The organism is Ruegeria sp. AI3, from assembly GCF_056541245.1.
Map to the genome: position 1 here is coordinate 1 of NZ_JBQFYA010000014.1, position 24597 is coordinate 24597.

Sequence of the window (24597 nt, forward strand, 5' to 3'; positions counted from 1 at the left end):
AGCGTGACAAACACGCCGAGGCACCACAGGCCGCAGAATAAACCAATCAAAACACAAACAATCCAAGCGCCGCCCAAAAGGGCGGCGCTTTTTTTGTTGATACAATGGCGTCCGATAGAAAGGACGCTATCGGTTACCCGGCGACGACACTCTGTCGTTGCACACCCAGCCCTTCGATCCCTAGCTCCATTTGGTCGCCTGGCTTCAGATAGGTTTGAGGGTTCTGCCCCATACCCACGCCCGGAGGTGTCCCGGTCGAGATCACATCACCGGGTAGTAGTGACATGAATTGCGACAGGTGCGAGATTACCGTCGCGACACCGAAATGCATCGTTCTGGTCGAGCCGTCCTGATAGCGATGCCCATTCACCTCAAGATACATTGGCAGGTTCTGCGGGTCCGAGACCTCATCCCGTGTCACCAGCCATGGGCCGATGGGGCCGAACGTGTCGGCGGACTTGCCTTTGACCCACTGCCCCGAGCGGTGCAGTTGAAAATCACGCTCGGACAGGTCGTTGACGACGCAATATCCAGCCACATGATCCAGCGCTTCTTCTCCCGAAATATACTTGGCCTCTTTACCGATGACGACGCCCAGTTCGACCTCCCAATCGGTTTTGACCGAACCACGCGGAATTTCTACGGTATCGTCCGGGCCAATGATCGCTGAGGTGGCTTTGAAGAAAATCACCGGCTCTTGCGGCAGTTCCATGCCGCTTTCGGCGGCGTGATCTGCGTAGTTCAGACCGATGCAGATGAACTTTCCCACCTGACCGACGCAGGCGCCAATTCGGGGTGAGCCTTCGACTTTGGGCAGGCTTGCGGGATCTATTGCCCTCAACTGCGTAAGCGTTTCATCCCCCAGCGCTTCGCCCGAAATGTCGCTAACCTCCCCCGAAAGATCGCGGATCGTACCTTCAGCATCCAGCAGTGCAGGTTTCTCAGCGCCCTTTGGGCCATAGCGGAGCAGTTTCATATCGAGTTCCTTCGTTGCTTGGATCGTTCAGCCGTCGCCAAGAGCAAACGGCTGTTCGATGGTATTTCTGCTGACATCGCCCGCAAGGCGCATCCGGCGGCTTTAAACATCCTCAGGAAGCAGATCAGTAGGGATGTCCTGATAGCAAACTGGCCGCAGGAAACGACGGATCGACAGAGTGCCAACCGATGTAGCGCCGAAATTTGTCGATGCCGGGTAGGGGCCGCCATGAACCATGCTGTCGCAGACCTCGACTCCTGTGGGGAAGCTGTTGGCCAGCAAGCGCCCGGCTTTCCGCTCGAGCAGTGGCAGCAGCGCCTGTGCGTCGGACTTATCGCCGGGGTCCAAATGAAAAGTGCAAGTCAGCTGGCCTTCGATAGCGCGCGCAATCTGCTGCATTTGAGCTGAGTCGCGGACGCGGACAACGATGCCGAGCGGGCCAAAGACCTCTTCTTGCAGTTTGTGATCGGCCAGCCAGTCATCGCCGGACACCGTGAACAAGTAGGCGGCCGCATCACGCGTCGCGCAGCTGGTGCCCATGATCTGAGTGACTCCGGTGCCCGCTGCGACACGCGAAACCCCCTGCCGGTAGGCTTCGGCGATGCCATCGGTTAGCATGGTTTGCTCTGCTATGGCGGACAGGCAAGCTGCGGCGGCAGACTGGAATGCATCTGCCTCGGGGCCGTCAATGATAACCGCGATGCCGGGATTGGTGCAGAACTGACCAGCTCCCATGGTCAATGAACCAGACCAGGCGGTCCCGATCTCGGCACCGCGCGCGGCGGCGGCTTGCGGCAGGATGAACATTGGATTGACCGAGCCAAGCTCACCGAAGAACGGGATTGGTTCATCGCGTTGAGCGCACTGGTCGAACAGGGCGCGACCACCAGCAAGGCTGCCGGTAAACCCAACCGCTCGGATCAGAGGATGCTGCACCAGACGCGTCCCAACGTCCCGCTTGCCACCTTGCACCAAAGTGAACACTCCGGGATGAACGCCTGTCGCCTTGATCGCGGCGTCGATTGCCTGCGCGACGATTTCACCCGTGCCCGGATGCGCCGAATGGCCTTTGACAACGACAGGACAACCTGCGGCCAAAGCAGCGGCCGTATCGCCCCCCGCGACCGAGAAAGCCAGCGGGAAGTTGGACGCGCCGAACACAGCTACAGGCCCTAGCGGGCGCTGGATCATGCGCAGGTCCGGGCGGGGCAGGGGCGCACGGTCGGGCATGGCCGGATCGTGGCGCATGTCCAGATATTCGCCCGCCTCTATGTGATCGGCGAACAGACGCAGCTGACCGACGGTACGGCCACGTTCGCCTTGCAAACGGACCTCGGGCAGGCCGGTTTCTTGCGTTCCAATTTCAGTGATCGCATCACCGCGTGCATCAATCTCGTCGGCAATCGTGCGCAGCAATACCGCCCGCTCGGCCCGGGTCGACCATCCGAACGAGGCAAAGGCCTCCTCGGCAGCGTCTACGGCACGGTCAACCAGCGCGGGCGTGCCCACTGCAAAGTCATGGCTTGGGCCATGGGCAGGTTCAGATGTAAAAGTGGCGTCTGCGCCGACCCATTCGCCAGCGATCAGGTGTTTTCCGGTTAACATGTTGGTTCTCTCTTAAAGCAGGTCGCGTTGGGCGAGGTTTCGCATCAGGTGTGAGGCCCCGAAGGTCCATTCAGGGCATTCCGTGGACAGGCGCACCGTGTTTGTCAGGGCCCCAAGCTGGCTGTTGGCGATGGTGACGATATCGCCCAGTTTATGTGTGAAGCCGCCTCCGGGTGTGTCGCGGTCCTGGGTTGGAGCAAAGAGCGTGCCCAGAAACAACATCAGCCCGTCCGGATATTGGTGGTGGCGTCCAATGGTCTGTTTCACTAGATCGGCCGGATCGCGGCTGATCTGGGACATGGAAGACGCGCCATTCAAAACAAACCCATCGGGTCCAGTGACAGTCAGCGTCAACTCGGCCTTGCGCACGTCGTCGAGGGTGAAGCCATCCTCGAACAGCCGGATCATTGGGCCGATCGCGCATGAGGCATTGTTGTCCTTGGCCTTGCTGAGCAACAGGGCCGAGCGCCCCTCGACATCGCGCAGGTTCACATCATTTCCCAGCGTCGCGCCCTTGATTTCGCCGCGTGAGGTGACGGCCAGAACCACCTCGGGTTCTGGGTTGTTCCAGGTGGAAATCGGGTGCAGCCCGATATCCGCGCCCGCGCCGACCGAAGACAAAACCTGCGCCTTGGAGAATACCTCGGCATCCGGTCCGATCCCGACCTCAAGGTATTGGCTCCAGAGCCCTTCTTCTATCAGCGCCTCTTTGACCTTAGCAGCCTCATCTGAGCCGGGCGTGATATTGGACAGGCTGTCGCCAATTCGCGCGCCGATGCGCGATCGTATCGCGTCGGCTTTGGCTGGGTCGCCTGCGGCCTGTTCCTCGATCACGCGCTCGACCATGGAACCGGCAAATGTGACGCCGCAGGCTTTGACCGCTTGCAGGTCACACGGCGCCAGCCAGTGGTGATCGGCGTCAAAAGGGCCAAGGTCTTCGCCTTGCGCCGCACGGACGTAGTCCGCTGCATCGTCCCGCTCAAGAATATCCCGAACGGTTGGCGCGGTTTTCGATGTGATATCGACCACGCGACCATCGCGCATGGTCACAACGCAGGGGCCAATCCCGGCGCGCTCAATACGTCCGAGCCACAGCCCGTTGGAGTCCAGATTTGGTAGAGTCATATCAATCCCTGAGGTTATAGGCCCGCGCGGCGTTGCCACCCATGACGGCATCTCGTTCGGAGCTGCAGAGTTGGCTCAGCAAAAGGTCCGTAGTTTCCAGCCAGCGTTCATAACTGCTGGCCAAGGTGCAAACCGGCCAGTCGCTGCCCCAGATCAGGCGGGAGGAGCCGAAGGTATTCAGCAGGTGGTCCACATAAGGTCGCAGATCATCGACGGTCCAATCGGATGCCGCTTCGGTGACAAGACCGGACAGTTTGCACCATGCGTTGGTCTCGCTGGCCAGCGCTGCCATATCCTCAGCCCAACCCTCGAATATTGCGTCCCGGATCAGCGGCTTGGAACCGTGATCAATGACAACTTTCATATCCGGATGACGGGACAGTAGCTTTTTGAGCGGTCCCAGATGATGCGGCAAGGTCAATGCGTCGAACGTCAGGCCCCGCGCTGTGAGTTCAGTAAAGGCTGGAGTCAGCGCGTCGCCGAGCATCCATTGTGGGTCGGTAATGTCTTGGATCATCGGACGAAGCCCAACCAGCGCTGGGTGCGCATCCAACGCAGCGATTTGGTTCACCGCATCCGGGGCTTCGAAATCCACCCAACCCACAACACCTTTGATAAATGGAGTCTCATCGGGCAGTGACAGCATGTATTCCGTCTCGGCCACCGTTGGTGCCGCCTGCACCAGAACGGTGCCTTCAATGCCGGCGTCTTTCAGCATCGGGGCCAGATCATCGGGGGCAAAGTCACGGTAGATCAAGTCCAAGTCAGGCGTCAGCCAGCCATAGTCCCCCCGCGCCAAGGTCCAGAAGTGCTGATGCGCGTCTATCCTCATGCGACAACGCCCTTTTTCAGGATGATATTGCCATAGAGCCTGCGCTCGCCCGTTTGGACGATGGCAAATGCGTTGGCCGCACGCTCATAGAAGGCAAACCGCTCGAGCCCCTGAATCTTAGCAGGGTTGTCCGCTGTCGTGTCGATGATGTCCTGAAAATCGGCGACGGCTTCGGGAATTGCGTCCGGATCACCGACCACCTGCATGGTCAGGGCCGGGTCGGTCACGAATGTATCCAGAGGCATTACGGACAGCACAGCCCGCAGCACCTCACTGGCGGTTGAGCCATCCGCGCGGATGCAATCCGGGCCGGTGCTTGTGCCGGGAAAGTTCGCGTCAGCGATCACGATTTCATCGCCGTGCCCCATGGCCCTAAGCGCATGTAGCAGGCTGGGCGACAGAATGGGGTCGATGTTACGCAGCATCGGCGGCCTCACTCGGCAGCGGTGCATCCGGACGGATCAGCCCCTCGGACCGCAGATCAGACCAGAGGCCCGGGGGTACTTCCCGTTCTAGCAGGGCCACGTTGGATTGCACTTCAGCCGCGCTAACAGCGCCCGGCACGACTGTTTTGACGCACGGATGGCCCAGAACAAATTGCAGGGCCGCCGCGATCAGAGGGGTGTCATGCGCGGCGCAAACGGCCTCGATCTTACGGACCCGCGCCAGTATGTCCTCGGGCGCATCGGCGTAGTTGTATTTTGCGCCCGGCACGGCTCCGGTGGCGAGGATGCCGGAATTGTAGGGCCCGCCCAGAATGATCCCTACGTCGCGCTTTTCACAAAGGGGCAGGAAACTGTCCAATGCCTCTTGCTCAAGCAGCGTGTAGCGACCGGCTAGCAGGAAGCCGTCGAAATCACCCAGACCCAGCAGCTTTTCACACACCTGCCATTCGTTCACACCTGCGCCGATGGCGGCAATCTCTCCGGCGTCGCGCAGTTCGACCAAGGCTTTGTAGCCACCACCGTCGAACAGCTCACGCACCTTGGCGTCCGACATTTCCTGACTGCCCTGGCTGAAGACGCAGACGTCGTGCACCAGAAGGATGTCGGCATTTGCGACGCCGATCCGTTCGCGGCTGGCCTCGTAAGAGCGCATTACGCCGTCATAGGTATAGTCGAACACGATCCGTTTCTGAGGGACGTCCACGAAGGCCTCGGGCGTGACCTCATGGGGTTCGCAATCCAGCAGCAGACGCCCGATCTTGGTGGACAGCTGGATGTTCTCGCGCCCAAAGCGGGCAATCGCCTCGCCAAAGCGGCGCTCGGACCGTCCAAGCCCGTATTGCGGTGCGGTGTCAAAGAAACGGATACCCGCATCATAGGCGGCCTGAAGCGCGGCCTGCGCATCCTCATCCGACACTTTGCGGTACAGGTTTCCCAGCGGGGCACCGCCAAATCCCATCCGGGTCAGCGGAACGGGCCGCGCGGTGCGGTGATTGAGCAATTCTGTCTGTGAAACGGTCATCCTGCCTCGCTGTGCGACTGTTGGGTGAGATTGAAAAGGTGGGGTTTTTGCTGCCTGAGTTCCTCGATGCGCGGCATCAACTGTCCCAAATGGGCGCGCATTGCGTCCTGAGCGGCCTGTTCGTTGCGGCTGCAAATCGCGTCAAAAATGGCTTTGTGTTCCGCCAGTGTTTCCGCAATCCGGCCGGGGGTCGGCAGCAACAGCATCCGCGCCCGGCTCACCTGCAGAGAAACATTCTGCGCAACGTTGGCGAGGTGACGGAAGCCGGTGAAGTCCATCAGCATGCCGTGAAACTCTTCGTCGGCCTGATAGAAGCCGGGAATATCATCATCTTCGATCAAAAGTTCTTGCAGGCGCATATTGCGGCTGAGGCGTTTGCGCTGGTCTTCGGTCAGGTCCCGCGTCACTTTGGCGACGGTTGCTAGTTCGAGTGCTTCGCGCAGAAAGGCACCTTCGCGGATCTCATCCATCGAGAAATAGGACACACGCGTCCCGGATTGCGGGACAACATCCACCAGACCTTCAGATGCCAGTCGGGCGATGGCGTCCGCAACAGGCGCGCGTGACACGCCTAAACGCTCGCAAACCGGGGCCTTCCGAAGATTCGCGCCTGGTGGAAAGTCCAGCGCCAGAATCGCCGTTTTCAAAGAGTGGTGAACCCGCTGAGCCAGCGATCCTTCGGTGGTCGTAATCTCGGGCAGGAGAGAGGCATCAATATCTTGGAGCTTGTTCATAGCCAGGTTTTAACATTCTAACATGTTAGTTGACAAGAGAAGATCTACCACTTAGCAACATGGACCAAGCAAGCGGGGAAGTGATGCAAGCACACGACGGCATAAATGTTCTGGAAAAGGCGGCGCGGGACGTCGTTCAGCTTAACCCTGATGACAATATTGTTATTGCCCTGCGTGACTTGCAGGCGGGCGAGCAGCCGTCACATGTGCCATCCCCTCTGACCTCGCAAGTGGCCCGTGGGCACAAAATTGCGACGATGCCGATTCGGGCTGGCGAAAATGTCATCCGTTACGGTCAGACTATTGGTCAGGCCAAAAGCGACATCGCGCCGGGTGAGCACATTCATGTCCACAATCTGGGGATGGGCGCGCATCAACAGGACTACGCGCATGCCAGCGCCAATACTCCGCTGCCAGTGCTGCCCGCAGATCGGACGTTTGACGGGTATCACCGTGCCGACGGTCGGGTAGGGACCCGCAACTATATCGGCATCCTGACCAGCGTGAATTGCTCAGGCTCGGTTGCAAGGTTCATTGCCGAGGCGGCCGAGAAGTCTGGGCTGCTGGATGCTTTCCCGAATGTCGATGGGGTGGTGCCCATTGTGCACGGCACGGGCTGCGGCATGTCCGGTAAGGATGAAGGCTACGCCACCTTGTTCCGCACACTGGCTGGTTACGCGCAGCACCCGAATTTCGGAGGAATCCTGCTGATCGGGCTGGGGTGCGAGGTCATGCAGGTCGCAGACCTTGTCGGAGGACGCCCGATCCGCACCGATGGTGTATTGCGTTACATGACCATCCAGAACGAGGGCGGCACGCGCCGCACCATCGAACGCGGGCTGGATGAGCTGCGAGGAATAGTCGAACTGGCCAATCAAGCCGCGCGCGCGCCCGCACCCATCAGTGCGATCACCGTCGGAATGCAGTGCGGTGGATCAGACGGGTATTCCGGGATCACGGCCAATCCGGCCCTTGGGTATGCCTCAGATCTGCTGGTGCGTCACGGCGGAACAACGATCCTGTCCGAGACATCTGAAATCTACGGGGCGGAGCATCTTTTGACCCGCCGCGCCGAGACCATCGAAGTGGGAGAAAAGCTCATAGAGCGTATCAACTGGTGGGAAGACTATACCGAGCGCAATGGCGGTGAGATGGACAATAACCCAAGCCCCGGCAACAAACGCGGCGGGCTGACGACCATTCTGGAGAAATCGCTGGGCGCTGTCGCCAAAGGCGGCACGGCACCGCTGCGCGATGTCTACAAGTTCGGCGAGAAGGTAGACAAACATGGGTTCGTCTTCATGGACAGCCCCGGATTTGATCCATGCTCGGTCACGGGGCAGGTGGCATCAGGCGCGAACCTGATTGTGTTCACCACCGGGCGCGGCTCGGTTTCGGGCTATCAGCCGACACCCTGCATCAAACTGGCGACCAACTCGGAAATGTACGCCCGGATGGCAGACGACATGGATCTGAACTGCGGCGACATCGTCACCGATGGCGTCAGCATCGAGGCAAAAGGCGAAGAGCTGTTCGAGATACTGATCCGTGTCGCCTCGGGTGAGAAAACCAAAAGTGAGGAACTTGGCTTTGGGGGCGTCGAGTTCGTCCCCTGGCAAATCGGCGCGGTGATGTAAGCCGCACCGCCCTTGGGGAGAGGGGCAGAATGGGAGGAGAAATGACGAAACTGGTCGACATGACGGGGATTGATAAGCACTTCCCCGGTGTGCATGCGCTGAAATCCGTGCAGTTCGATCTGTTTCCGGGTGAAGTTCATGCGCTGATGGGCGAGAACGGTGCCGGGAAAAGCACGCTGATGAAGATTCTGTCCGGGATTTATCAGCGTGACGGCGGCGATCTGGTGATCGAGGGGAAATCCGTTAGCCCAACCACCCCGCGCGAGGCGCAGGATCTGGGCATCGGCATCATCCATCAGGAGCTAAGCCTGATGAATGACCTGACCGTCGCGCAGAATATCTTCATCGGACGCGAACCGCGCAAAAGCTTTGGTCGTCTGGACGAAGCCGCGCTGAATACGCAAACGGCAGAAATCTTCGCCTCGATGAACCTGAACCTCGACCCAAAGGCGCTGGTCGGTAGCCTCACCATTGCAAAACAGCAGATGGTCGAGATCGCCAAGGCTTTGTCCTTCCGGTCAAAAGTTCTGATCATGGACGAGCCGACCGCGGCCCTCAACGACGCAGAGATCGCCGAGCTCTTCGTGATCATCCGCCGCCTCAAGGCGGAGGGTGTCGGCATCGTCTATATCAGCCACAAAATGGACGAGTTGAAGCAGATCTCGGATCGGGTCACGGTCATGCGCGACGGAGAATATGTCGGCACTGTGGGTGCTGCAGAGACCCCGATCAGCCAAATCATCGCAATGATGGTGGGGCGTGAGGTGAACGAGGAGCCCCTAGATGTTCCCGATCTGGGTAATGCAGAGGTTTCTCTGCAAGTCACGGGTCTGAGCCGCAGCAAAGAAATCCGCGATGTCAGTTTTTCGGTTCAAAAAGGCGAGATACTCGGCTTCGCAGGATTGATGGGCGCTGGCCGGACCGAGGTCGCACGAGCGATCTTCGGCGCTGATCCAAAAGATGCCGGTGAAATCCGGGTGCATGGTCAGGTGGTTTCGATCAAATCGCCCACCGACGCGGTGAAGGCTGGGATCGGGTATCTGTCTGAGGACCGCAAGCATTTCGGCCTCGCCACGGGGATGAATGTGCGTGACAATATCGCGCTGGCTTCAATGGATCTTTTCACAAGCACCGGCGGCGTTCTGAACGACAGTGATATTAGCACCACCGCCAAAGGCTACATCGCGCAGCTCGGCATTCGGACACCATCGGACGTGCAAGAGGTTCGGCTGCTTTCGGGTGGCAATCAGCAAAAGGTTGTCATCGCCAAATGGCTGCTGCGCGATTGCGATATCCTGATCTTCGATGAACCCACACGGGGCATCGACGTGGGCGCAAAATCCGAAATCTACAAACTGCTCGAGGAGCTGGCAGAGCAGGGCAAGACGATCATCGTGATCTCGTCCGAATTGCCCGAGATCATGCGCCTCAGCCACCGTATCGCCGTGATGTGCGAAGGCCGGCTGACCGGCATTCTGCCCGGCGGAAAAGACACCACACAAGAAGACATCATGCATCTGGCCACGCAACGGGCGGCGGCGATGCAGGTAACGGGGACAATGCAATGACAACAGCTACGGATATCGACAAGAAAAAGCCTTTGGCGGGCTTGTCGGAAAGCGGCGCCTACCAGAAAATGCTGGCCTTCGCGAGCTTGATCGCGTTGCTGATCGGCTTTTCGATCGCGTCGCCGAACTTCATGCAAACCTCGAACATGATTGCGATTTTGCAGGCAACTTCGGTCAACGGGGTGCTGGCGGTGGCCGCGACTTTGGTGATCATCACCGGCGGGATCGACCTGTCGGTGGGCACGTTGATGACCTTCTGCGCGGTGATCGCGGGGGTGGTGCTGACCTATCTGGGCATGCCGTTGCTATTGGGCGTTGCGGCCGCAATCGCGGCGGGCGCGTTCTGTGGCCTGTGTTCGGGGACATTCGTCGCCAAGATGAAAATCCCGCCCTTCATCGCCACACTCGGCATGATGCTGATCCTCAAGGGTCTCTCGCTGGTGATCTCGGGGACGCGACCAATCTATTTCAACGACACGCCGGGCTTTGACCAAATCTCGCGCGGGTCCCTGATCGGAGAGGTCTTCCCCGCGCTGCCCATCCCCAATGGCGTGTTGATCCTGTTCATCGTCGCCATCGCCGCCTCATATATCCTGAGCCGCACGGTTCTGGGTCGCTACACCTTTGCGCTGGGGTCAAACGAAGAGGCGGTACGCCTGTCCGGCGTGAACACCGATATGTGGAAGATCCGCATCTATGCGCTGGCCGGAGCGATCTGCGGCATCGGCGGCATCCTGATCGCCTCGCGTCTGAACTCGGCCCAGCCTGCCTTGGGCCTGGGGTATGAGCTGGAGGCCATCGCGGCGGTTGTCATCGGTGGCACATCGCTCTCGGGCGGTCGCGGCACGATCCTGGGCACGTTGATCGGCGCCCTGATCATGGCGGTTCTGACCAACGGGCTGCGCGTCCTGTCCGTCGCGCAGGAGTGGCAGACCGTTGTCACCGGCGCGATCATCATTCTGGCCGTCTATGCCGACATGGCGCGGCGCAAGAAATCCGGCTGAATAAACTAACGACAAAACGACCAACTGTGGAGGAGAAAACATGTTTTCACGTCGTTTCATTCTGGGGGCGCTGAGTGCGGCCACCCTGGCAGGTCCCGCCTCGATGGCGGCTGCCGAAGAAATCTATATCCCGCTGGTGTCCAAAGGCTTCCAGCACCAGTTCTGGCAGGCGGTGAAATCCGGGGCCGAGCAGGCGGCGGATGAGTTTGACGTCACCATCACCTTCGAAGGCCCTGACAACGAAACCATGGTGGACCGTCAGATCGACATGCTGGCTGCGGCCCTGGCCAACAATCCCAAGGCCATCGGCTTTGCCGCTCTGGACAGCCAGGCGGCGATCCCGCTGCTGAAACAGGCCAATGACAAAGGCATTCCGATCATCGCCTTCGACAGTGGCGTCGACAGCGACATCCCGCTTTCGACCGCAACCACCGACAACCTTGCAGCAGCCGGTCTGGCCGCAGACAAGATGGCCGAGAAGATCGGCGGCAAGGGCAAGGTCGCCGTTGTGGCACATGACCAGACCAGCCGCACAGGCATCGACCGCCGCGACGGGTTCGTCAACCGTATCGCCGAGAAATACCCCGACATCGAGGTCGTTACCGTTCAGTACGGTCAGGGCGATCATCTGAAGTCGACCGAGGTAACAAAGGCGATCCTGACAGCAAACCCGGATCTGAATGGTATCTTCGGCACCAACGAAGGTTCGGCCATCGGCGTTGTGAACGGCGTTCAGGAACTGGGCACCGAAGGTCTGGTCATCATCGGCTATGACAGCGGCAAGGCACAGAAAGATGCGATCAAAAGCGGTCTGATGGCGGGTGCGATCACGCAGAACCCGGTTGGTATCGGCTATGAAACCGTCAAAGCTGCCGTTTCAGCCCTGAAAGGTGAAGAAGTGCCGAGCCTGATCGACACGGGCTTCTACTACTACGATGCTTCGAATATCGACGACCCGAAAATCTCGGCCGTTCTGTACGACTAAGACCATCCACTCACGATAACCTGTCCGGCCTGTCCTTACTGGGTGGGCCGGATGCGTTAGAGGTAGCTCGGGTCAACTAGTGGCCATGTGTCCTAGGCCTGGGGTGCAGGCCCGAGTGACTCGCGTATCTTTGTCGTGGCTTCGAGCTGTACACTTGACCCCGCATCCTCACCTTTGCGCAAAGCGACCAGCATACGCGCGGCCCCTTTACCCATGTTTCGATGAGGAACATGAACCGTTGTCAGGGCTGGAGTCACGATCTCGGCTATTTCAATGTCATCAAACCCGGTGATGGAGACATCCCGAGGCACTTCAAGACCCATCTTCCGGGCCTGCCTGAGGGCACCGGCAGCAAGCACATCGTTGCCGCATAGGATTGCAGTCGGTCTCGGGTCCAATTCCATCGCCGCCTCAAGGGCGTGCGCTCCGTTGTCGATCGAGTAGGGCGTTTCGATCACGTGCAGGTTGCCGACATCAAGGTTCCGAGACAGCATCGCTTGTTCCACGCCCTCACAACGCAACCGAGCCCGGTCATTGCCGTCCCGCTCGGCTGTGACAAAGGCAATGGCGCGATGTCCCAGGTCGAGAACCTGTTCAGTTAGCGCCCTCATCGCGCTTCGGTTGTCGAACCCGATGGACAGTTGCGATTGGCTGGGATCATAAACCCAGGCGACCACACACGGGATTCGCTGTTTCTTAAGGAACTCGTAAACCTGTGGAGTCCGGTCAAAGCCAATCAGTAAAAGCGCATCCGCGCCGCGTGCCACGAGGCTGCGGATCTGCTCTTCTTCAAGCTCGGGGTTGTAGGAAGAGCTGGCGACGAGGAGGGTTATACCATGCCGCTGAAGCTCTTCCTGAAAAGCTTGGAGGCCACGTGCGAAGATGGCGTTTTCCATCGTCGGGATAATTGCGCCAAAGGTTCTGGTGCGTTTGGCTGCAAGGGCCTGAGCCCCGAAGTTCGGTGTATAGCCTAGTGTTTTGACCGCGCTCAGAACTCGTTCGCGCGTTTTCTCGGATACCATTTTGGGATTGTTGAGGCACCTTGACACCGTGGCCGTCGAAACGCCTGCACGCTGCGCAACGTCTTCCAGTGTCGGTGACGTCCGGCTTGGCTCGTCTGCAAAAGGTGCCTTCGTCATCTACCTTAATACACTCTTGTTTTTGGCGCTTCATTTGCGCGCTTCGGAATGCGGGGTCAACTAGGGTGCCCTTCTAGGTACAGTGTAAGCGCTTGCAATGCAAAATGTAAGCGCTTACAGTTACCTCGAATCGGAGAGGGGGGGATTTGGCAATGTTCATTTTCGCGGCCATTGCGCTTTTTCTGGCGTTCCTGATCAACGTCGTCGCGGGCGCATTTGGCTACGGCCAATTCCTGGGCGACGTAGGAGAGATGGTGTTGCTCTTCGCGGCATCGCTCGCATTCGTTGTCGTCACGCTAAGGAAAGAGGCGGCTGCACAATCAAAAAAACAATAAATGACATGACCCATAGGGAGGAAAACATGGATCGTGAAAAGCAGGAATTGGCTTCGGCTTCACGCCGGAACTTCTTGAAGCTGGCAGGAAGCGGTAGCTTCACCGCAGCTTTGGTTGCAGGGGCTGCGGGGACCTTGTGGTCTAGCGAGGCTGCGGCACAAACCGCCAAGGAAGAGCGTGAACGCGAGGATGCAGCGGAATTCACGATGACCCTTGCGACAGCGTATGTCTTGGGTGCATCGCGCAGCTATCCGATCATGCAGCTGGACCTGAAGGAGAACATCCAGAACGCCACCAATGGCAAGGTCTATGTCAAGCTAGCACCGGGTGGTCAGCTCGGGGCCGGTGGCGCCTTGGTGCAGGCGGTACAGGCTGGCACAATCCAATGTGCGCAGCATTCCCTGTCGAATTTCGCGCCCTATGCGAGCGCGGCTGACCTTATCAACATGCCCTATTTCTGCGGCTCGAACCAGCGCTTCACCAACCTAGTTACCTCTGATGCGTGGAAAGCCGAAGTACATCCCAAGATTGAAGCGGCGGGTTTCAAGGCGCTTTTCTACATCAATATCGACCCACGTGTTGTGGCCGTGCGCAAGGGCGGAAACGCCGTGATCACGCCCGGCGACATGGCAGGGGTCAAGTTCCGCGTGCCCGGCTCGAAGATGCTGCAGCAGTACTATCGCATGGTCGGCGCGAACCCGACGCCGGTGGCCTGGGGCGAAACGCCTTCGGCGATCAAGCAGGGCGTGGCGGATGCTCTTGACCCATCGGTTGGCGCGCTCTTTGTGTTTGGTTTCAAGGACATCCTGAGCCATGTCACCTTTACACAGGCGGTGCCGGACAGCCAGATTTACTCGATGAATCTGGAATGGTTCAACTCGCTACCCGCAGATGTGCAGGAAGGCATCGAGTTCGCGGGCGAGTTGACCTCGCATCAGAACCTGGCCAAGGTTCCATCTGCACGCACCTATGCAATGGCAGAACTGCGCAAAGCAGGTGTCGAGTTCCACAGCCTCACCGAGGATCAGCTTGCGGAATGGAAAGCCGCTGGTGGATACCAGCTGTCCGATTGGGACGAGTTCAAGGTCGAGCTCGCCGGTTCCATGGACAACTTTGCCAAGCTGGAAGAAGCGGCTGGCACGAAAGGACGCTACTACGTCCACGATGCTTGATACGCCTCGTCGCGTTTCAGGGGCGGCATAGTTACTGGCCGCCCCACAAATCTGACGACAACTTGGAAATCCGGCTGCCGGCTGCCCTTGAGGTGTCGGTGAACGGGAGGATTGCATGCAACGAATACTGCAAGAACTGAACCGGAATGCCGAGCGCTGGCTGCTGCTCGTGTTCTACACGATGCTGGTGGCGACGATGTTCATCGAAGTGCTTCGGCGCGAGTTGTTGTCCTATTCCTCGATCTGGGGCGAGGAAATCGTCCGATACTCGTTTATCTACCTCGCGTGGATCGGCGCTGCCGCTGCGGTTCGTGAACGCGGACATATCCGCATTGACGTGATCATGCACTATGTCAGCCCGCGGATTAAGGCGTTGCTGTATCTCTTTGGCGATTTTGTGATGGTCGCCGTATCGGTCGTGGCGCTCTACTACTCGTATGAAACAGTCCACGTTTCCGCAAAATTTGGATCTGTAACAGACGGTCTGCGTATCAGCCGCGTGTGGTTCCTGATGGCCGTTCCAATCGGTTTCGCACTGGTTCTGCTTCGCCTCTTCCAATCCATCCTCCGCGACATCGCGGACCTTCGTGCGGGTCGCCCCGTCTACGAAGGTGACAAACTGTTCGACTGAGGGGGCTGGACATGCTTTGGAACCAACTCGATCAATCCGTTGTCCTCGGCTGGGATTTTTATGGCCCGGTCATCCTGTTCGTCGTCCTTGTCGCACTTGCCGTTCCCGTCTGGGCCGCCATCGGCTCCGCCGCGATCCTGATGCTTGTCTGGTCAGGGGCTCTGCCTTTGAGCCTCGTCGGGGAAAAGCTGTTCTCTGGCATAGACTTTTTCGCGCTGACGGCTGTACCGCTGTTCATCTTAACGGGCGACGTCCTAGTTAGAACCGGGCTCAGTCGAAAATTCCTTGATGTAGCCGAGGCTTTAACACAATTCGCCAAGGGCGGCTTTGGATCAGCAACGGTGCTTGTCTGCGGTATGTTCGCCGCGATTTCGGGCTCGGACGCCGCAGGGGCCGCAGCTGTTGGCCGTATGACGATCGACCGACTGGTCGAATCCGGCTACCCTCGGCCTTATGCCTGTGCCCTTGTTGCGGCGGGTGCCTGTACCGGTATCCTGATCCCTCCATCGATCGCCTATATCATCATCGGCCTTGTTTTGGGGATTTCTGCCTCGACACTGTTCCTGGCCGCTCTGATCCCTGGCATTGCGATCCTGCTGTCCATTCTTGCCACCAACATCATCATGAACCGCCTCAAAGGCTGGGAAGGTGGAGGCAACATCAGCATGGGCGAATACTTCTCGCGGCTAGGCAAAGCCCTGAAGTCCGGTTGGTATGCCTTTCTGGTGCCCGGCATCATCTTCTACGGCATCTTTTCAGGTCGACTGACGCCGACCGAAGCAGGTGCGACTGCCGTGGTAGTCACGATCGTCATGGGGTTCATCCTGCGCACTCTGAGCCTGAGCGATTTTCCGGCGATGCTGGTTAGTTCAGCCAAGGTGAACGGGGTCATTCTACCGATCATCGCCTTTTCGGCTCCCTTGGCCGAAGCACTGGCCATCATTGGTGTCCCGCAAGGCTTTGTGGCAGCCGCCACCTCGGTCAGTGACGAACCGCTTGTCCTCATACTGATGATGGTCGGCATTTTAATCGCAGCAGGCTGCGTGATGGAAACCACGCCGAACATCGTGATCCTCGCGCCGATCCTGAAGCCTCTGGCGGATGACATCGGCATGAACGAGATCCAGTTCTGCATCATGATGATCACCGCATTGGGTGTTGGTTTTATCACGCCACCCTTGGGGCTGAACCTTTTCGTGGTCGCAGGAATAACGGGCGAGTCGATCCTGAAGATCGCTTATCGCGCCATTCCGTTCGTCCTGTTCATGCTGATCGTCACTCTGTTCATCGCTTACGTGCCGACGATCTCGACCGTTCTTCTGCCAGATATTTACAAATAGGAAGCAATCAATGCCGAGAGAATATCTCAAAAAAGCGACGCTGACCTCGAAAAGCGATGCTTCGGAAACCAAGAAAATCGTCCGCGACATTCTCGATGAAATTGAGGCCGGCGGGGATGAGGCAGCCATGGCCTATGCCCGGAAGTTTGACAATTACGATGGCGAAATCCTGTTGTCACCTGAGGCCATTGAGGCTGCGTCGGCCCTCGTGCCCGAAAAGCTGAAGCAGGACATCCAGTTCAGCCACGCCAACGTCAAGAAGTTCGCCGAAGCGCAGCTGGGCACGGTCAAAGACTTTGAAACCGAGGTCGTCCCGGGCTTTATCGCCGGTCAGAAGGCGATCCCGGTGGATGCTGCAGGCTGCTATGTGCCCGGCGGGCGGTATAGCCATATTGCAAGCGCGATCATGACCGTTACAACGGCGAAAGTCGCCGGTTGTAAACACATCGTCGCATGTTCTCCACCGCGTCCTGATGTGGGTATCGCGCCAGCCATCATCTATGCGGCGCATATCTGTGGTGCAGATAAAATCCTGGCCATGGGCGGTGTTCAGGGCGTTGCAGCGATGACGTTTGGCCTGTTTGGCTTGCCCAAGGCCAATATTCTCGTGGGCCCGGGGAACCAATTCGTGGCAGAAGCCAAACGGATGCTGTTTGGCCGTGTCGGCATCGACATGATAGCAGGCCCGACCGACAGCCTGATCCTGGCCGACAAAACAGCCGATCCGATGGTGGTTGCAGCCGATCTCGTAGGTCAGGCCGAGCATGGTTATAACTCGCCGGTTTGGCTGGTCACCGATGATCGCGCGCTGGCTGAAGAGGTCATGCGGCTGGTGCCAGAGCTGATTGCCGATCTGCCAGAAGTGAACCGCGACAATGCCACCGCCGCCTGGCGCGATTACGCAGAGGTCATCCTTTGCGCGGATCGTGAGGAAATGGCCGCAACTTCCGACGCTTACGCCCCCGAACACCTGACCGTTCAGGCGGAAGATCTGGAGTGGTGGCTGGATCGCCTCAGCTGCTATGGCTCGCTGTTCTTGGGCGAGGAAACCACCGTGGCCTTTGGCGACAAGGCGGCAGGTACAAACCACGTCCTGCCGACCTCTGGGGCTGCCAGCTACACAGGTGGCCTGAGTGTGCACAAGTACATGAAAATCGTGACTTGGCAGCGCGCGACCCGTGAAGGTGCCAAGCCCGTCGCTGAAGCGACCGCACGGATTGCACGCCTCGAAGGTATGGAAGGCCACGCTCGCACGGCTGACATCCGCCTGAAGAAATATTTCCCAGACGAAGAATTCAACCTGACGGCGCAAGGCTAGAACACTTGTCTTCCTCACGATTATTCAGCGTTGACGGCCGCTTGGCCGTTGTGACCGGGGCCAGTTCTGGCCTCGGACAACAAGCGGCAACGATCTTGGCAAAGTCCGGTGCAAAGGTGGTGGGCGTCGCCCGCCGCGCCGAAGCCTTGGCAAGCTGGGCGGACGAGATGGGCGGAAACGTTGCCGTCGTCGCTGGCGATGTGGCCGATCTTGAAAACCAACCGGAGCTGGTGCGCGAAATCGCTGCTCCGTTCGGCGCGCCGGATATTCTTGTTCATGCTGCGGGCCTCAACCCTAGACTGCCAGCCGAGGACCTTTCACCAGATATTTGGAACGCGACCCTTGCAGTCAACTTGTCCGCCCCGTTCTTCCTGAGCCAAGCTTTCGTCCCGGCCATGAAGGCAAAAGGCTGGGGGCGGATTATCAACTTTGCCTCGCTGCAGTCCTTTCGGGCCTTTCCAAACGGGCTGCCCTATGGGGCGTCAAAGGGTGGCGTGGCCCAGATGACCCGCGCCATGGCCGAGGCGTGGTCGTCTGCGGGGATCAATACGAATGCGATTGGTCCGGGCTTTTTTGAGACCGAACTGACTGCGGCGGTCTTTGCCGATTCCGAACGGGCCGAACGAAACGCAGCCCAAACTTGCATTGGCCGCAACGGGGCGCTCGGAGATCTCAATGGGCCTCTGCTCTTTCTGTGTTCAGAAGCCTCTCGCTACGTGACCGGCCAAATCCTGATGCTGGATGGAGGGTTCACCGCTAAATGAAAGCTCTTGTTTATAAAGATGTTAAGGCCCTGTCTTACGAAGAGACCAGGGACCCAACCCCACAGCTGGGCGAGGCGCTGATCCGGGTGGAAAGCGTCGGCATCTGTGGCTCTGACATGCATGCCTATATGGGTCACGACAACCGCCGCCCGGCCCCTCTTATCCTAGGGCACGAAGCGGCTGGCACTATCGTTGACGGACCCCGCGCAGGTGAACGTGTGACGATCAACCCTCTGGTCCATTGCGGTGCCTGTCCGGCCTGTGTTTCCGGACGTGAAAACCTGTGTCCCACACGCCAGATCATCTCGATGCCCCCGCGAGAGGGCGCTTTCGCCGAGCTTGTGCGGATCCCCGAAGCCAATCTGGTCACGGTTCCTGACGATGTTTCACTGGCCAAGGCAGCACTGGCCGAACCCATCGCCGTGGGCTGGCATGCGGCCCGACTTGGCGTTGAGGCGCTGCATCCATCGGAACCGCGCCAAGCGCTTGTCATTGGTGGCGGCGCAATTGGAGTGGCCGCCGCTTTGTCCCTGCAAGCGATGGACTTTGAGGAAGTTGTAATCGTCGAGAGAAATGACATCCGCCGAGAATACCTCGCCGCCACCTGCGGAATGCAGGTCGCCAAGGAGGTTCAGGGCGAATTCCCTGTTGTTGTCGACGCTGTTGGATTTGCGGCAACAAGGGCGGCTGCTTCTGCAGCTGCCAAGCCCGGAGGTGTGGTTCTGCATATCGGCCTGGGTGAAGACACAGGCGGTCTGGATGTACGTCGCATGACCCTGCAAGAGATCACCTTTATCGGCACCTATACCTATACCGCACAAGATTTTCGCGACACCGCCGCCGCCATGTTCGAGGGCAGGCTGGGCGCACTGGACTGGGTGGAAAGCCGCCCGTTGTCAGATGGCGCGCATGCCTTCGAGGACATTCTGGCAGGGCGAGTCGCGGCCCCGAAAATCATTCTAAAACCTGACGCCTGAGGAGACTACAAATGGCTGAAATCCCCCACTTGCTCGTCCACGAACATGCCGACAATGTCGGTGTTGTCGTGGTCGAGGGCCTGACGGCCGGCACCGATATGCTGGTCTGCGTAACCCATGACAATTCGACCTTCCGCCTGACATCGGGCGCTGATGTGCCAATTGGCCACAAGATCGCGCTGAAAGACTTCAAGGACGGAGATACCGCGATCAAATACGGCGAGGACATCGGCAAGATCATCGCCGACATTCCCAAGGGTGGCCACGTCCACACACACAACTGCAAAACAAAGCGCTGGTAAGGAGTCCTCTTCATGGCACTCGATTTCAAAAATATGTCTGTGCATGCTTACCGTCGTGAGAATGGTCGTGTCGGTGTTCGAAACCACGTGGTAATCCTGCCGGTTGACGATATCTCGAACGCGGCCTGTGAAGCCATTGCAAATAACGTCAAAGGCACGCTTGCGATCCCGCATGCCTATGGCCGCCTGCAGTTTGGCGCGGATCTGGAACTGCACTTCCGGACCATGATTGGCACTGGGGCGAACCCAAATGTAGCCGCCGTTGTCGTGATCGGCATTGAGCCCGGTTGGACCAAACGGATTGCAGACGGCATTCGCGAAACCGGCAAACCGGTGGCCGAATTCTCGATCGAGCAAAAAGGCGACTTTGAAACCATCCGTCAGGCCAGCTGGGCCGCGAAGGAATTCGTGCATCTGACCTCGGAATACCAGCGCGAAGAATGCGCGCTGAACGAGCTGTGGATCTCAACCAAATGCGGTGAGTCCGACACCACCACCGGTCTGGGGTCCTGCCCGACGGTTGGCAATATGTACGACAAGCTGCTGCCCGAAGGTATCACCGGCTTCTTTGGCGAGACTTCGGAGATAACCGGCGCTGAACACATCTGTCAGAAACGCGCGATCGATGACGAAGTTGGCGAGCGCTGGTACAAGATGTGGAAAGCCTATCAGGACGACGTGATCTTTGCCCATCAAACCGATGACCTTTCGGACTCCCAGCCGACCAAAGGCAACATCGAAGGCGGTTTGACCACGATTGAGGAAAAAGCCTTGGGCAACCTCGAGAAGATCGGTCGGACCTCGCAATATATCGACATCCTCGATGCCGCCGAAGCGCCAAGCTCGGGCGCGGGGCTGTACTTCATGGACAGCTCCTCGGCCGCGGCGGAATGTGTGACCCTGATGGCGGCCGGTGGCGCAGTTATCCACACCTTCCCCACGGGTCAAGGCAATGTGGTGGGCAATCCGATTGTTCCGGTTATCAAGATCACTGCGAACCCTCGGACCGTGCGGACGATGGGAGAGCACGTGGACGTCGACGTTTCGGGTATCCTGCGCCGGGAACAGACCATTGACGAAGCGGGCGATGCCTTGATCGACATGATCCGCCGCACAGCTAATGGCCGCAACACAGCCGCCGAAGCGCTTGGCCATCGCGAATTCTCGATGACCAAGCTTTATCGCAGCGCCTAGATCTGGCAGGGGCGGCGCCAAGGTGCCGCCCCACCCAAAGACAAAACCATGGCACATATGGAAAACATCAGCCTTTCCGAGGCCAAGGCCCTCATTTCGGGTGCATTGATGGCTCAGGGGGTTTCTAAGGAACACTCTGAGTCCGTCGCCAATGTGCTGGTGGCGGCAGAAGCCGAAGGCCAGACGGGTCACGGGTTTTCGCGCCTCGGGGACTATGTCGCGCAAGTGCGTAGCGGAAAGATAAACCGGGACGCAAACATTACTTCTCGCCTGACCAGTCAAGCTGCGATTTCTACGGACGCCGATTTCGGTTTTGCGTACCCGGCGCTGGATCATGCCATCTCACAGGGCATAAGTGTCGCGCGTTCATACGGCACAGCAACGATGTCGGTCAAAAACTCGCATCACGCCGGCGCACTGTCGGTGCAGGTCGAAAAGCTCGCCGCCGAGGGTCTTGTGGGCTTGATGTTTGCCAATGCCCCTCCAGCAATTGCGCCTTGGGGCGCCGCGAGCCCGGTTTTTGGCACCAACCCCATCGCCTTTGCCGCGCCGCAACGCGATGCGCCGCCGCTGGTGATTGACCTGGCGCTTTCGAATGTTGCGCGCGGCAAGGTCATGCATGCCAAAAAAGCAGGTAAGCCCATCCCACCGGACTGGGCCTTTGACAAAGACGGCAAGCCCACAACCGACCCAGCCGCCGCATTGGCTGGTTCCATGGCCCCCGCCGGAGGGGCAAAGGGAACCGTGCTCGCCTTGATGGTCGAGGTTCTTGCGTCGGTTTTCACCGGTGCAAACCCCAGCTTAGGCGTGGCTTCGTTTTTTGACGCAGAGGGGCCTTCTCCGGGATCCGGGCAGTTCCTGATTGCCATGTTCCCAAGCAATCTGGGCGCCTTCACGGATCGCCTCGAAATGGTGCTGACGGCCATCGACAGCCTCGAAGGCGCACGGCTTCCGGGGGATCGGCGTGCAGAGTCGATCAGCCGCGCGCAGGCGCATGGCATAGCGGTTCCCGGTCAATATCTTGATCTGGCTCGCGAACTCGCGCGCGCAAATGTCTGAGGCCGCCAAGATGATCGTTTCCCGCGGCACGGCCGCCACAAACGCCCCCTAAATCGACAAAGGAACTGACTATGTACAAGCACATTCTGATCCCGGTCGCTCTGGACCACGAAGGCGTTGTCGCCAACAAAATCGCCGCTGGGCACCGTCTGCTTGCCGAAGACGGCCGGATGACCTTGTTGACAGTGCTGGAAGACATACCCGGTTTCGTCGCCGAATTCGTGGAGTCGAAACCCGAGAACCACCTGACAGCGCGCATCAAGGACGAACTGGATCGCCTTGCAGGCGATGCGGACGACATCTCGACCGAAGTCATCACTGGCAAGCCCGGCCTGAAGGTCGCGGAGTTTGCCCGCGAGAACCATGTTGATTTGGTTATTGTCGGATCTCACAAACCTGGCGTTCGAGACTATCTTCTGGGCTCGACGGCGTCGCGTATTTCACGCCGTGCGCCGTGTTCGGTCTTCATCCTTCGATGAGGGGTAAGGGGTCTAAGACCCTCAAAAGGCCCGGTACTGGCCGCCCGGACAAAGAGACACGGCTGTTGCTTGGCCAGAGTGACGGAACAAACCTGAGCGAACAGCCCTATGATCGGCGCCGCTTGTCTTATGCATCCACATTCAGCAACCCGGTTCAGCGATGGGCGATCAAAGCGATTGAGCTGGCTACAAGCAAATTCCATTTGTTGCGTCGCATCCGCAAATTCGAGGCAATGGGCGTGCCCGCTGGGCAACCCTTCTGGGGGCAGGCCCTCAAGGTGATGGGCATCGCGCTGCAAACGCCCGATGAAGAAATTCGTCAAATCCCGAGCAAAGGGCCCGTGGTGGTTGTCGCCAATCACCCGCACGGGCTTGTCGACGGCATGATCCTGGCGGAACTGATCGGTCAGGTCCGAACCGATTATAAAATTCTAACGCGGTCTCTGCTGACGGGTGTCGTTGAGATTGACCAGTTCATGATCCCGGTCCCCTTTGATCATGAACCCAACGCTCTTGAAAAGAGCCTGGAAATGCGCCGAAAAGCTATGGAGCATCTTGCGAACGGAGGTTTAATCGCATTGTTCCCTTCCGGGGTTGTTGCCTCGTCGAACAGTTGGTGGGGGCCTGCGATCGAACGCGAATGGAATCCCTTTACAGCCAAACTTATCCAGCGCTCTGGGGCCACAGTTGTCCCCATTCGTTTTCCGGGACGCAACAGTCGCGCATATCAAATCGCCAGCAATGTCTCCGCCACGCTGCGCCAAGGGTTGCTTTTGTACGAGGTGCGGCATGCCTTGGATAAACCCCAGCGCCCGATCGTCGGTGACCCTATTGAGAGAGACGAGATTGAAAAACGGGCAAACAATCCTCGGGAACTACTCGAGTTTCTAAGACGGCGCACTGTCTCTTTGACCAGTCGGCGTTGATCTCCCTTAGGGCCAATCAAAAAGAGAGCGTTTTGGGCAAGCGAGACTGTTTTGTGCCTAAAACTACTGCTTATTGCGCCCTTCAGAAAACGTTTGGTTCACGGGGCTTGGACGACATGCAGTTTGTTTCACATCGCGGTCTGCGCTTGCGCTGCAAACGAAACCTCTAGTACCAAGCAAACAGACTCCGCAGACCATTTTGGTTTTTGTTTGTGGTGTTAAAAACGAGTCGACTTGCAGTTGAACAGACCGCTACCAATGCTAGAGAACTAGGTCATTTCTAGAAAAGTTTGAGTACTCGGTTTTGGCTGATGGCGCTTGTTGGTGTCACGCAAAGAATGAACGTCAAAAAACTGCTTTTCTTTTGCTTCATGAATGCTTGCGGTTTCAAAAGACACCAAAACTGGTCAAACCGACGCCTTTTGTATTGGCCTCACCATGGTTTCTCATTCCAACTCATCTGGGATAGCGCCCGTCATGCGCCTTGGTGATCATGCAAATTCTATGTTAGTGAAAGGCGCGCTCTGGTTCTTGAAGTGCAAAACAAATTAGAATGAAGATTCCAACAAAGGGAGAAATTAAATGTTTGAAAATAAAAGAACTGTTCGTGCGCCTGATGGCCGTCTGATCACCATCGATCAATCCGGAGTTTTTGCTCAGCCCGGTAGCAATTCTGCACATCGCCAATCTGCGATCACTACCGAAGACGTATGCCACGGTGACCCTTCGCAGGTCGGTGCCAAGATTGACCCCGGCCAGCATGGAGCCAAAATTGATCCGTCTCAGCTGGGTGCAAAGATTGATCCGGGCCAAATCGGGGCCAAGATCGATCCAGGCCAAATTGGAGCCAAGATTGACCCCGGCCAACACGGAGCCAAAATTGACCCGTCTCAGCTGGGTGCAAAGATTGATCCGGCCCAAGTCGGGGCGAAGATTCAACCAACTGCTTAAAACCAGTCAAAGCAACGTATGTGAGTGTTGGCTCAAGCCTTTGAGCCAACGTTCGTGTCGCGCAGTATGAATCGTCA

Annotated in this window: 25 protein-coding genes; 17 read left to right on the forward strand and 8 right to left on the reverse strand. The window is 58.4% G+C overall.

All coding sequences use genetic code 11. The features are described from left to right. Positions 1-133 precede the first annotated feature (133 nt). The 7 genes from ACRZ95_RS18840 to ACRZ95_RS18870 all read right to left on the reverse strand — a co-directional run bounded on the left by ACRZ95_RS18840 (position 134) and on the right by ACRZ95_RS18870 (position 6739). Complete coding sequence (locus ACRZ95_RS18840; RefSeq protein ID WP_170681056.1) at positions 134-976, reverse strand: fumarylacetoacetate hydrolase family protein; 843 nt, start codon at positions 974-976, stop codon at positions 134-136. Between the two features lie 102 nt (positions 977-1078). Beyond that, the gene (locus ACRZ95_RS18845; protein ID WP_170681058.1) at positions 1079-2581 is read right to left on the reverse strand and encodes an aldehyde dehydrogenase (NADP(+)); all 1503 of its coding nucleotides are present in this window, start codon (positions 2579-2581) and stop codon (positions 1079-1081) included. Between the two features lie 12 nt (positions 2582-2593). Further along, on the reverse strand, positions 2594-3706 hold the full coding sequence (locus ACRZ95_RS18850; RefSeq protein WP_170681060.1) for a fumarylacetoacetate hydrolase family protein: 1113 nt from the start codon (positions 3704-3706) through the stop codon (positions 2594-2596). A gap of 1 nt (position 3707) precedes the next feature. After that, positions 3708-4538, reverse strand: coding sequence for an amidohydrolase family protein (locus tag ACRZ95_RS18855; RefSeq protein WP_170681062.1), 831 nt, complete (start codon positions 4536-4538; stop codon positions 3708-3710). Then, positions 4535-4963: an RbsD/FucU domain-containing protein gene (locus tag ACRZ95_RS18860; RefSeq protein ID WP_170681063.1), complete on the reverse strand. Its 429-nt coding sequence runs from the start codon at positions 4961-4963 to the stop codon at positions 4535-4537. The genes ACRZ95_RS18855 and ACRZ95_RS18860 overlap by 4 nt, the downstream gene beginning before the upstream one ends. Then, positions 4953-6005 (reverse strand): aldo/keto reductase, encoded by a 1053-nt coding sequence (locus tag ACRZ95_RS18865; protein WP_170681065.1) that lies wholly within the window; start codon positions 6003-6005, stop codon positions 4953-4955. The genes ACRZ95_RS18860 and ACRZ95_RS18865 overlap by 11 nt, the downstream gene beginning before the upstream one ends. Beyond that, the gene (locus tag ACRZ95_RS18870; protein WP_480555394.1) at positions 6002-6739 is read right to left on the reverse strand and encodes a GntR family transcriptional regulator; all 738 of its coding nucleotides are present in this window, start codon (positions 6737-6739) and stop codon (positions 6002-6004) included. The genes ACRZ95_RS18865 and ACRZ95_RS18870 overlap by 4 nt, the downstream gene beginning before the upstream one ends. Positions 6740-6822: 83 nt before the next feature. On the opposite strand from ACRZ95_RS18870, the gene ACRZ95_RS18875 reads away from it, so the two are divergent. From ACRZ95_RS18875 to ACRZ95_RS18890, 4 genes are read left to right on the forward strand one after another with little or no spacing between them, the layout of a single operon-like run. Continuing rightward, on the forward strand, positions 6823-8376 hold the full coding sequence (locus ACRZ95_RS18875; RefSeq protein WP_170681067.1) for an altronate dehydratase family protein: 1554 nt from the start codon (positions 6823-6825) through the stop codon (positions 8374-8376). 41 nt (positions 8377-8417) lie between these two features. Continuing rightward, positions 8418-9944 carry a sugar ABC transporter ATP-binding protein gene (locus tag ACRZ95_RS18880; RefSeq protein WP_170549853.1) on the forward strand — a complete coding sequence of 509 codons (1527 nt, stop codon included), beginning with the start codon at positions 8418-8420 and terminating at the stop codon, positions 9942-9944. Continuing rightward, positions 9941-10948, forward strand: coding sequence for an ABC transporter permease (locus ACRZ95_RS18885; RefSeq protein WP_170463775.1), 1008 nt, complete (start codon positions 9941-9943; stop codon positions 10946-10948). The genes ACRZ95_RS18880 and ACRZ95_RS18885 overlap by 4 nt, the downstream gene beginning before the upstream one ends. A 40-nt stretch (positions 10949-10988) precedes the next feature. Further along, positions 10989-11933: an ABC transporter substrate-binding protein gene (locus tag ACRZ95_RS18890; protein WP_170378167.1), complete on the forward strand. Its 945-nt coding sequence runs from the start codon at positions 10989-10991 to the stop codon at positions 11931-11933. A gap of 92 nt (positions 11934-12025) precedes the next feature. On the opposite strand, the gene ACRZ95_RS18895 is transcribed toward ACRZ95_RS18890, so the two are convergent. Beyond that, positions 12026-13072 carry a LacI family DNA-binding transcriptional regulator gene (locus tag ACRZ95_RS18895; RefSeq protein WP_170681069.1) on the reverse strand — a complete coding sequence of 349 codons (1047 nt, stop codon included), beginning with the start codon at positions 13070-13072 and terminating at the stop codon, positions 12026-12028. A 152-nt stretch (positions 13073-13224) separates the two neighbouring features. On the opposite strand from ACRZ95_RS18895, the gene ACRZ95_RS18900 reads away from it, so the two are divergent. From ACRZ95_RS18900 to ACRZ95_RS18960, 13 genes are all read left to right on the forward strand, one after another. Beyond that, a complete protein-coding gene (locus ACRZ95_RS18900; protein WP_170467628.1) occupies positions 13225-13407 on the forward strand; it encodes a hypothetical protein in 183 nt (60 codons plus the stop codon). Between the two features lie 26 nt (positions 13408-13433). Continuing rightward, the gene (locus ACRZ95_RS18905) at positions 13434-14579 is read left to right on the forward strand and encodes a TRAP transporter substrate-binding protein (RefSeq protein WP_170549844.1); all 1146 of its coding nucleotides are present in this window, start codon (positions 13434-13436) and stop codon (positions 14577-14579) included. Positions 14580-14694: 115 nt separating this feature from the next. Next, complete coding sequence (locus ACRZ95_RS18910; RefSeq protein WP_170378174.1) at positions 14695-15210, forward strand: TRAP transporter small permease; 516 nt, start codon at positions 14695-14697, stop codon at positions 15208-15210. An 11-nt stretch (positions 15211-15221) separates the two neighbouring features. Beyond that, positions 15222-16550 (forward strand): TRAP transporter large permease, encoded by a 1329-nt coding sequence (locus ACRZ95_RS18915; protein ID WP_170378176.1) that lies wholly within the window; start codon positions 15222-15224, stop codon positions 16548-16550. Positions 16551-16560: 10 nt separating this feature from the next. Continuing rightward, positions 16561-17868 (forward strand): histidinol dehydrogenase, encoded by a 1308-nt coding sequence (gene hisD, locus ACRZ95_RS18920; protein WP_170549840.1) that lies wholly within the window; start codon positions 16561-16563, stop codon positions 17866-17868. Between the two features lie 41 nt (positions 17869-17909). After that, the gene (locus ACRZ95_RS18925; RefSeq protein WP_480555397.1) at positions 17910-18632 is read left to right on the forward strand and encodes an SDR family NAD(P)-dependent oxidoreductase; all 723 of its coding nucleotides are present in this window, start codon (positions 17910-17912) and stop codon (positions 18630-18632) included. Then, the gene (locus ACRZ95_RS18930) at positions 18629-19609 is read left to right on the forward strand and encodes an alcohol dehydrogenase catalytic domain-containing protein (RefSeq protein WP_170681073.1); all 981 of its coding nucleotides are present in this window, start codon (positions 18629-18631) and stop codon (positions 19607-19609) included. Before ACRZ95_RS18925 ends, ACRZ95_RS18930 begins: the two co-directional genes overlap by 4 nt. Before the next feature lie 11 nt (positions 19610-19620). Continuing rightward, positions 19621-19911 carry a UxaA family hydrolase gene (locus ACRZ95_RS18935; RefSeq protein WP_170378184.1) on the forward strand — a complete coding sequence of 97 codons (291 nt, stop codon included), beginning with the start codon at positions 19621-19623 and terminating at the stop codon, positions 19909-19911. A 12-nt stretch (positions 19912-19923) separates the two neighbouring features. Continuing rightward, positions 19924-21105 carry a UxaA family hydrolase gene (locus ACRZ95_RS18940; RefSeq protein WP_170681075.1) on the forward strand — a complete coding sequence of 394 codons (1182 nt, stop codon included), beginning with the start codon at positions 19924-19926 and terminating at the stop codon, positions 21103-21105. A 48-nt stretch (positions 21106-21153) separates the two neighbouring features. Further along, a complete protein-coding gene (locus ACRZ95_RS18945) occupies positions 21154-22164 on the forward strand; it encodes an Ldh family oxidoreductase (RefSeq protein ID WP_480555399.1) in 1011 nt (336 codons plus the stop codon). A 71-nt stretch (positions 22165-22235) separates the two neighbouring features. Next, the gene (locus ACRZ95_RS18950) at positions 22236-22643 is read left to right on the forward strand and encodes a universal stress protein (protein ID WP_170681077.1); all 408 of its coding nucleotides are present in this window, start codon (positions 22236-22238) and stop codon (positions 22641-22643) included. 281 nt (positions 22644-22924) lie between these two features. Next, positions 22925-23569, forward strand: coding sequence for a lysophospholipid acyltransferase family protein (locus ACRZ95_RS18955; protein WP_480555401.1), 645 nt, complete (start codon positions 22925-22927; stop codon positions 23567-23569). Between the two features lie 582 nt (positions 23570-24151). Then, positions 24152-24520, forward strand: a complete 369-nt coding sequence (locus ACRZ95_RS18960; RefSeq protein ID WP_170681081.1) for a DUF4573 domain-containing protein — start codon at positions 24152-24154, stop codon at positions 24518-24520. Positions 24521-24597: the final 77 nt, after the last annotated feature.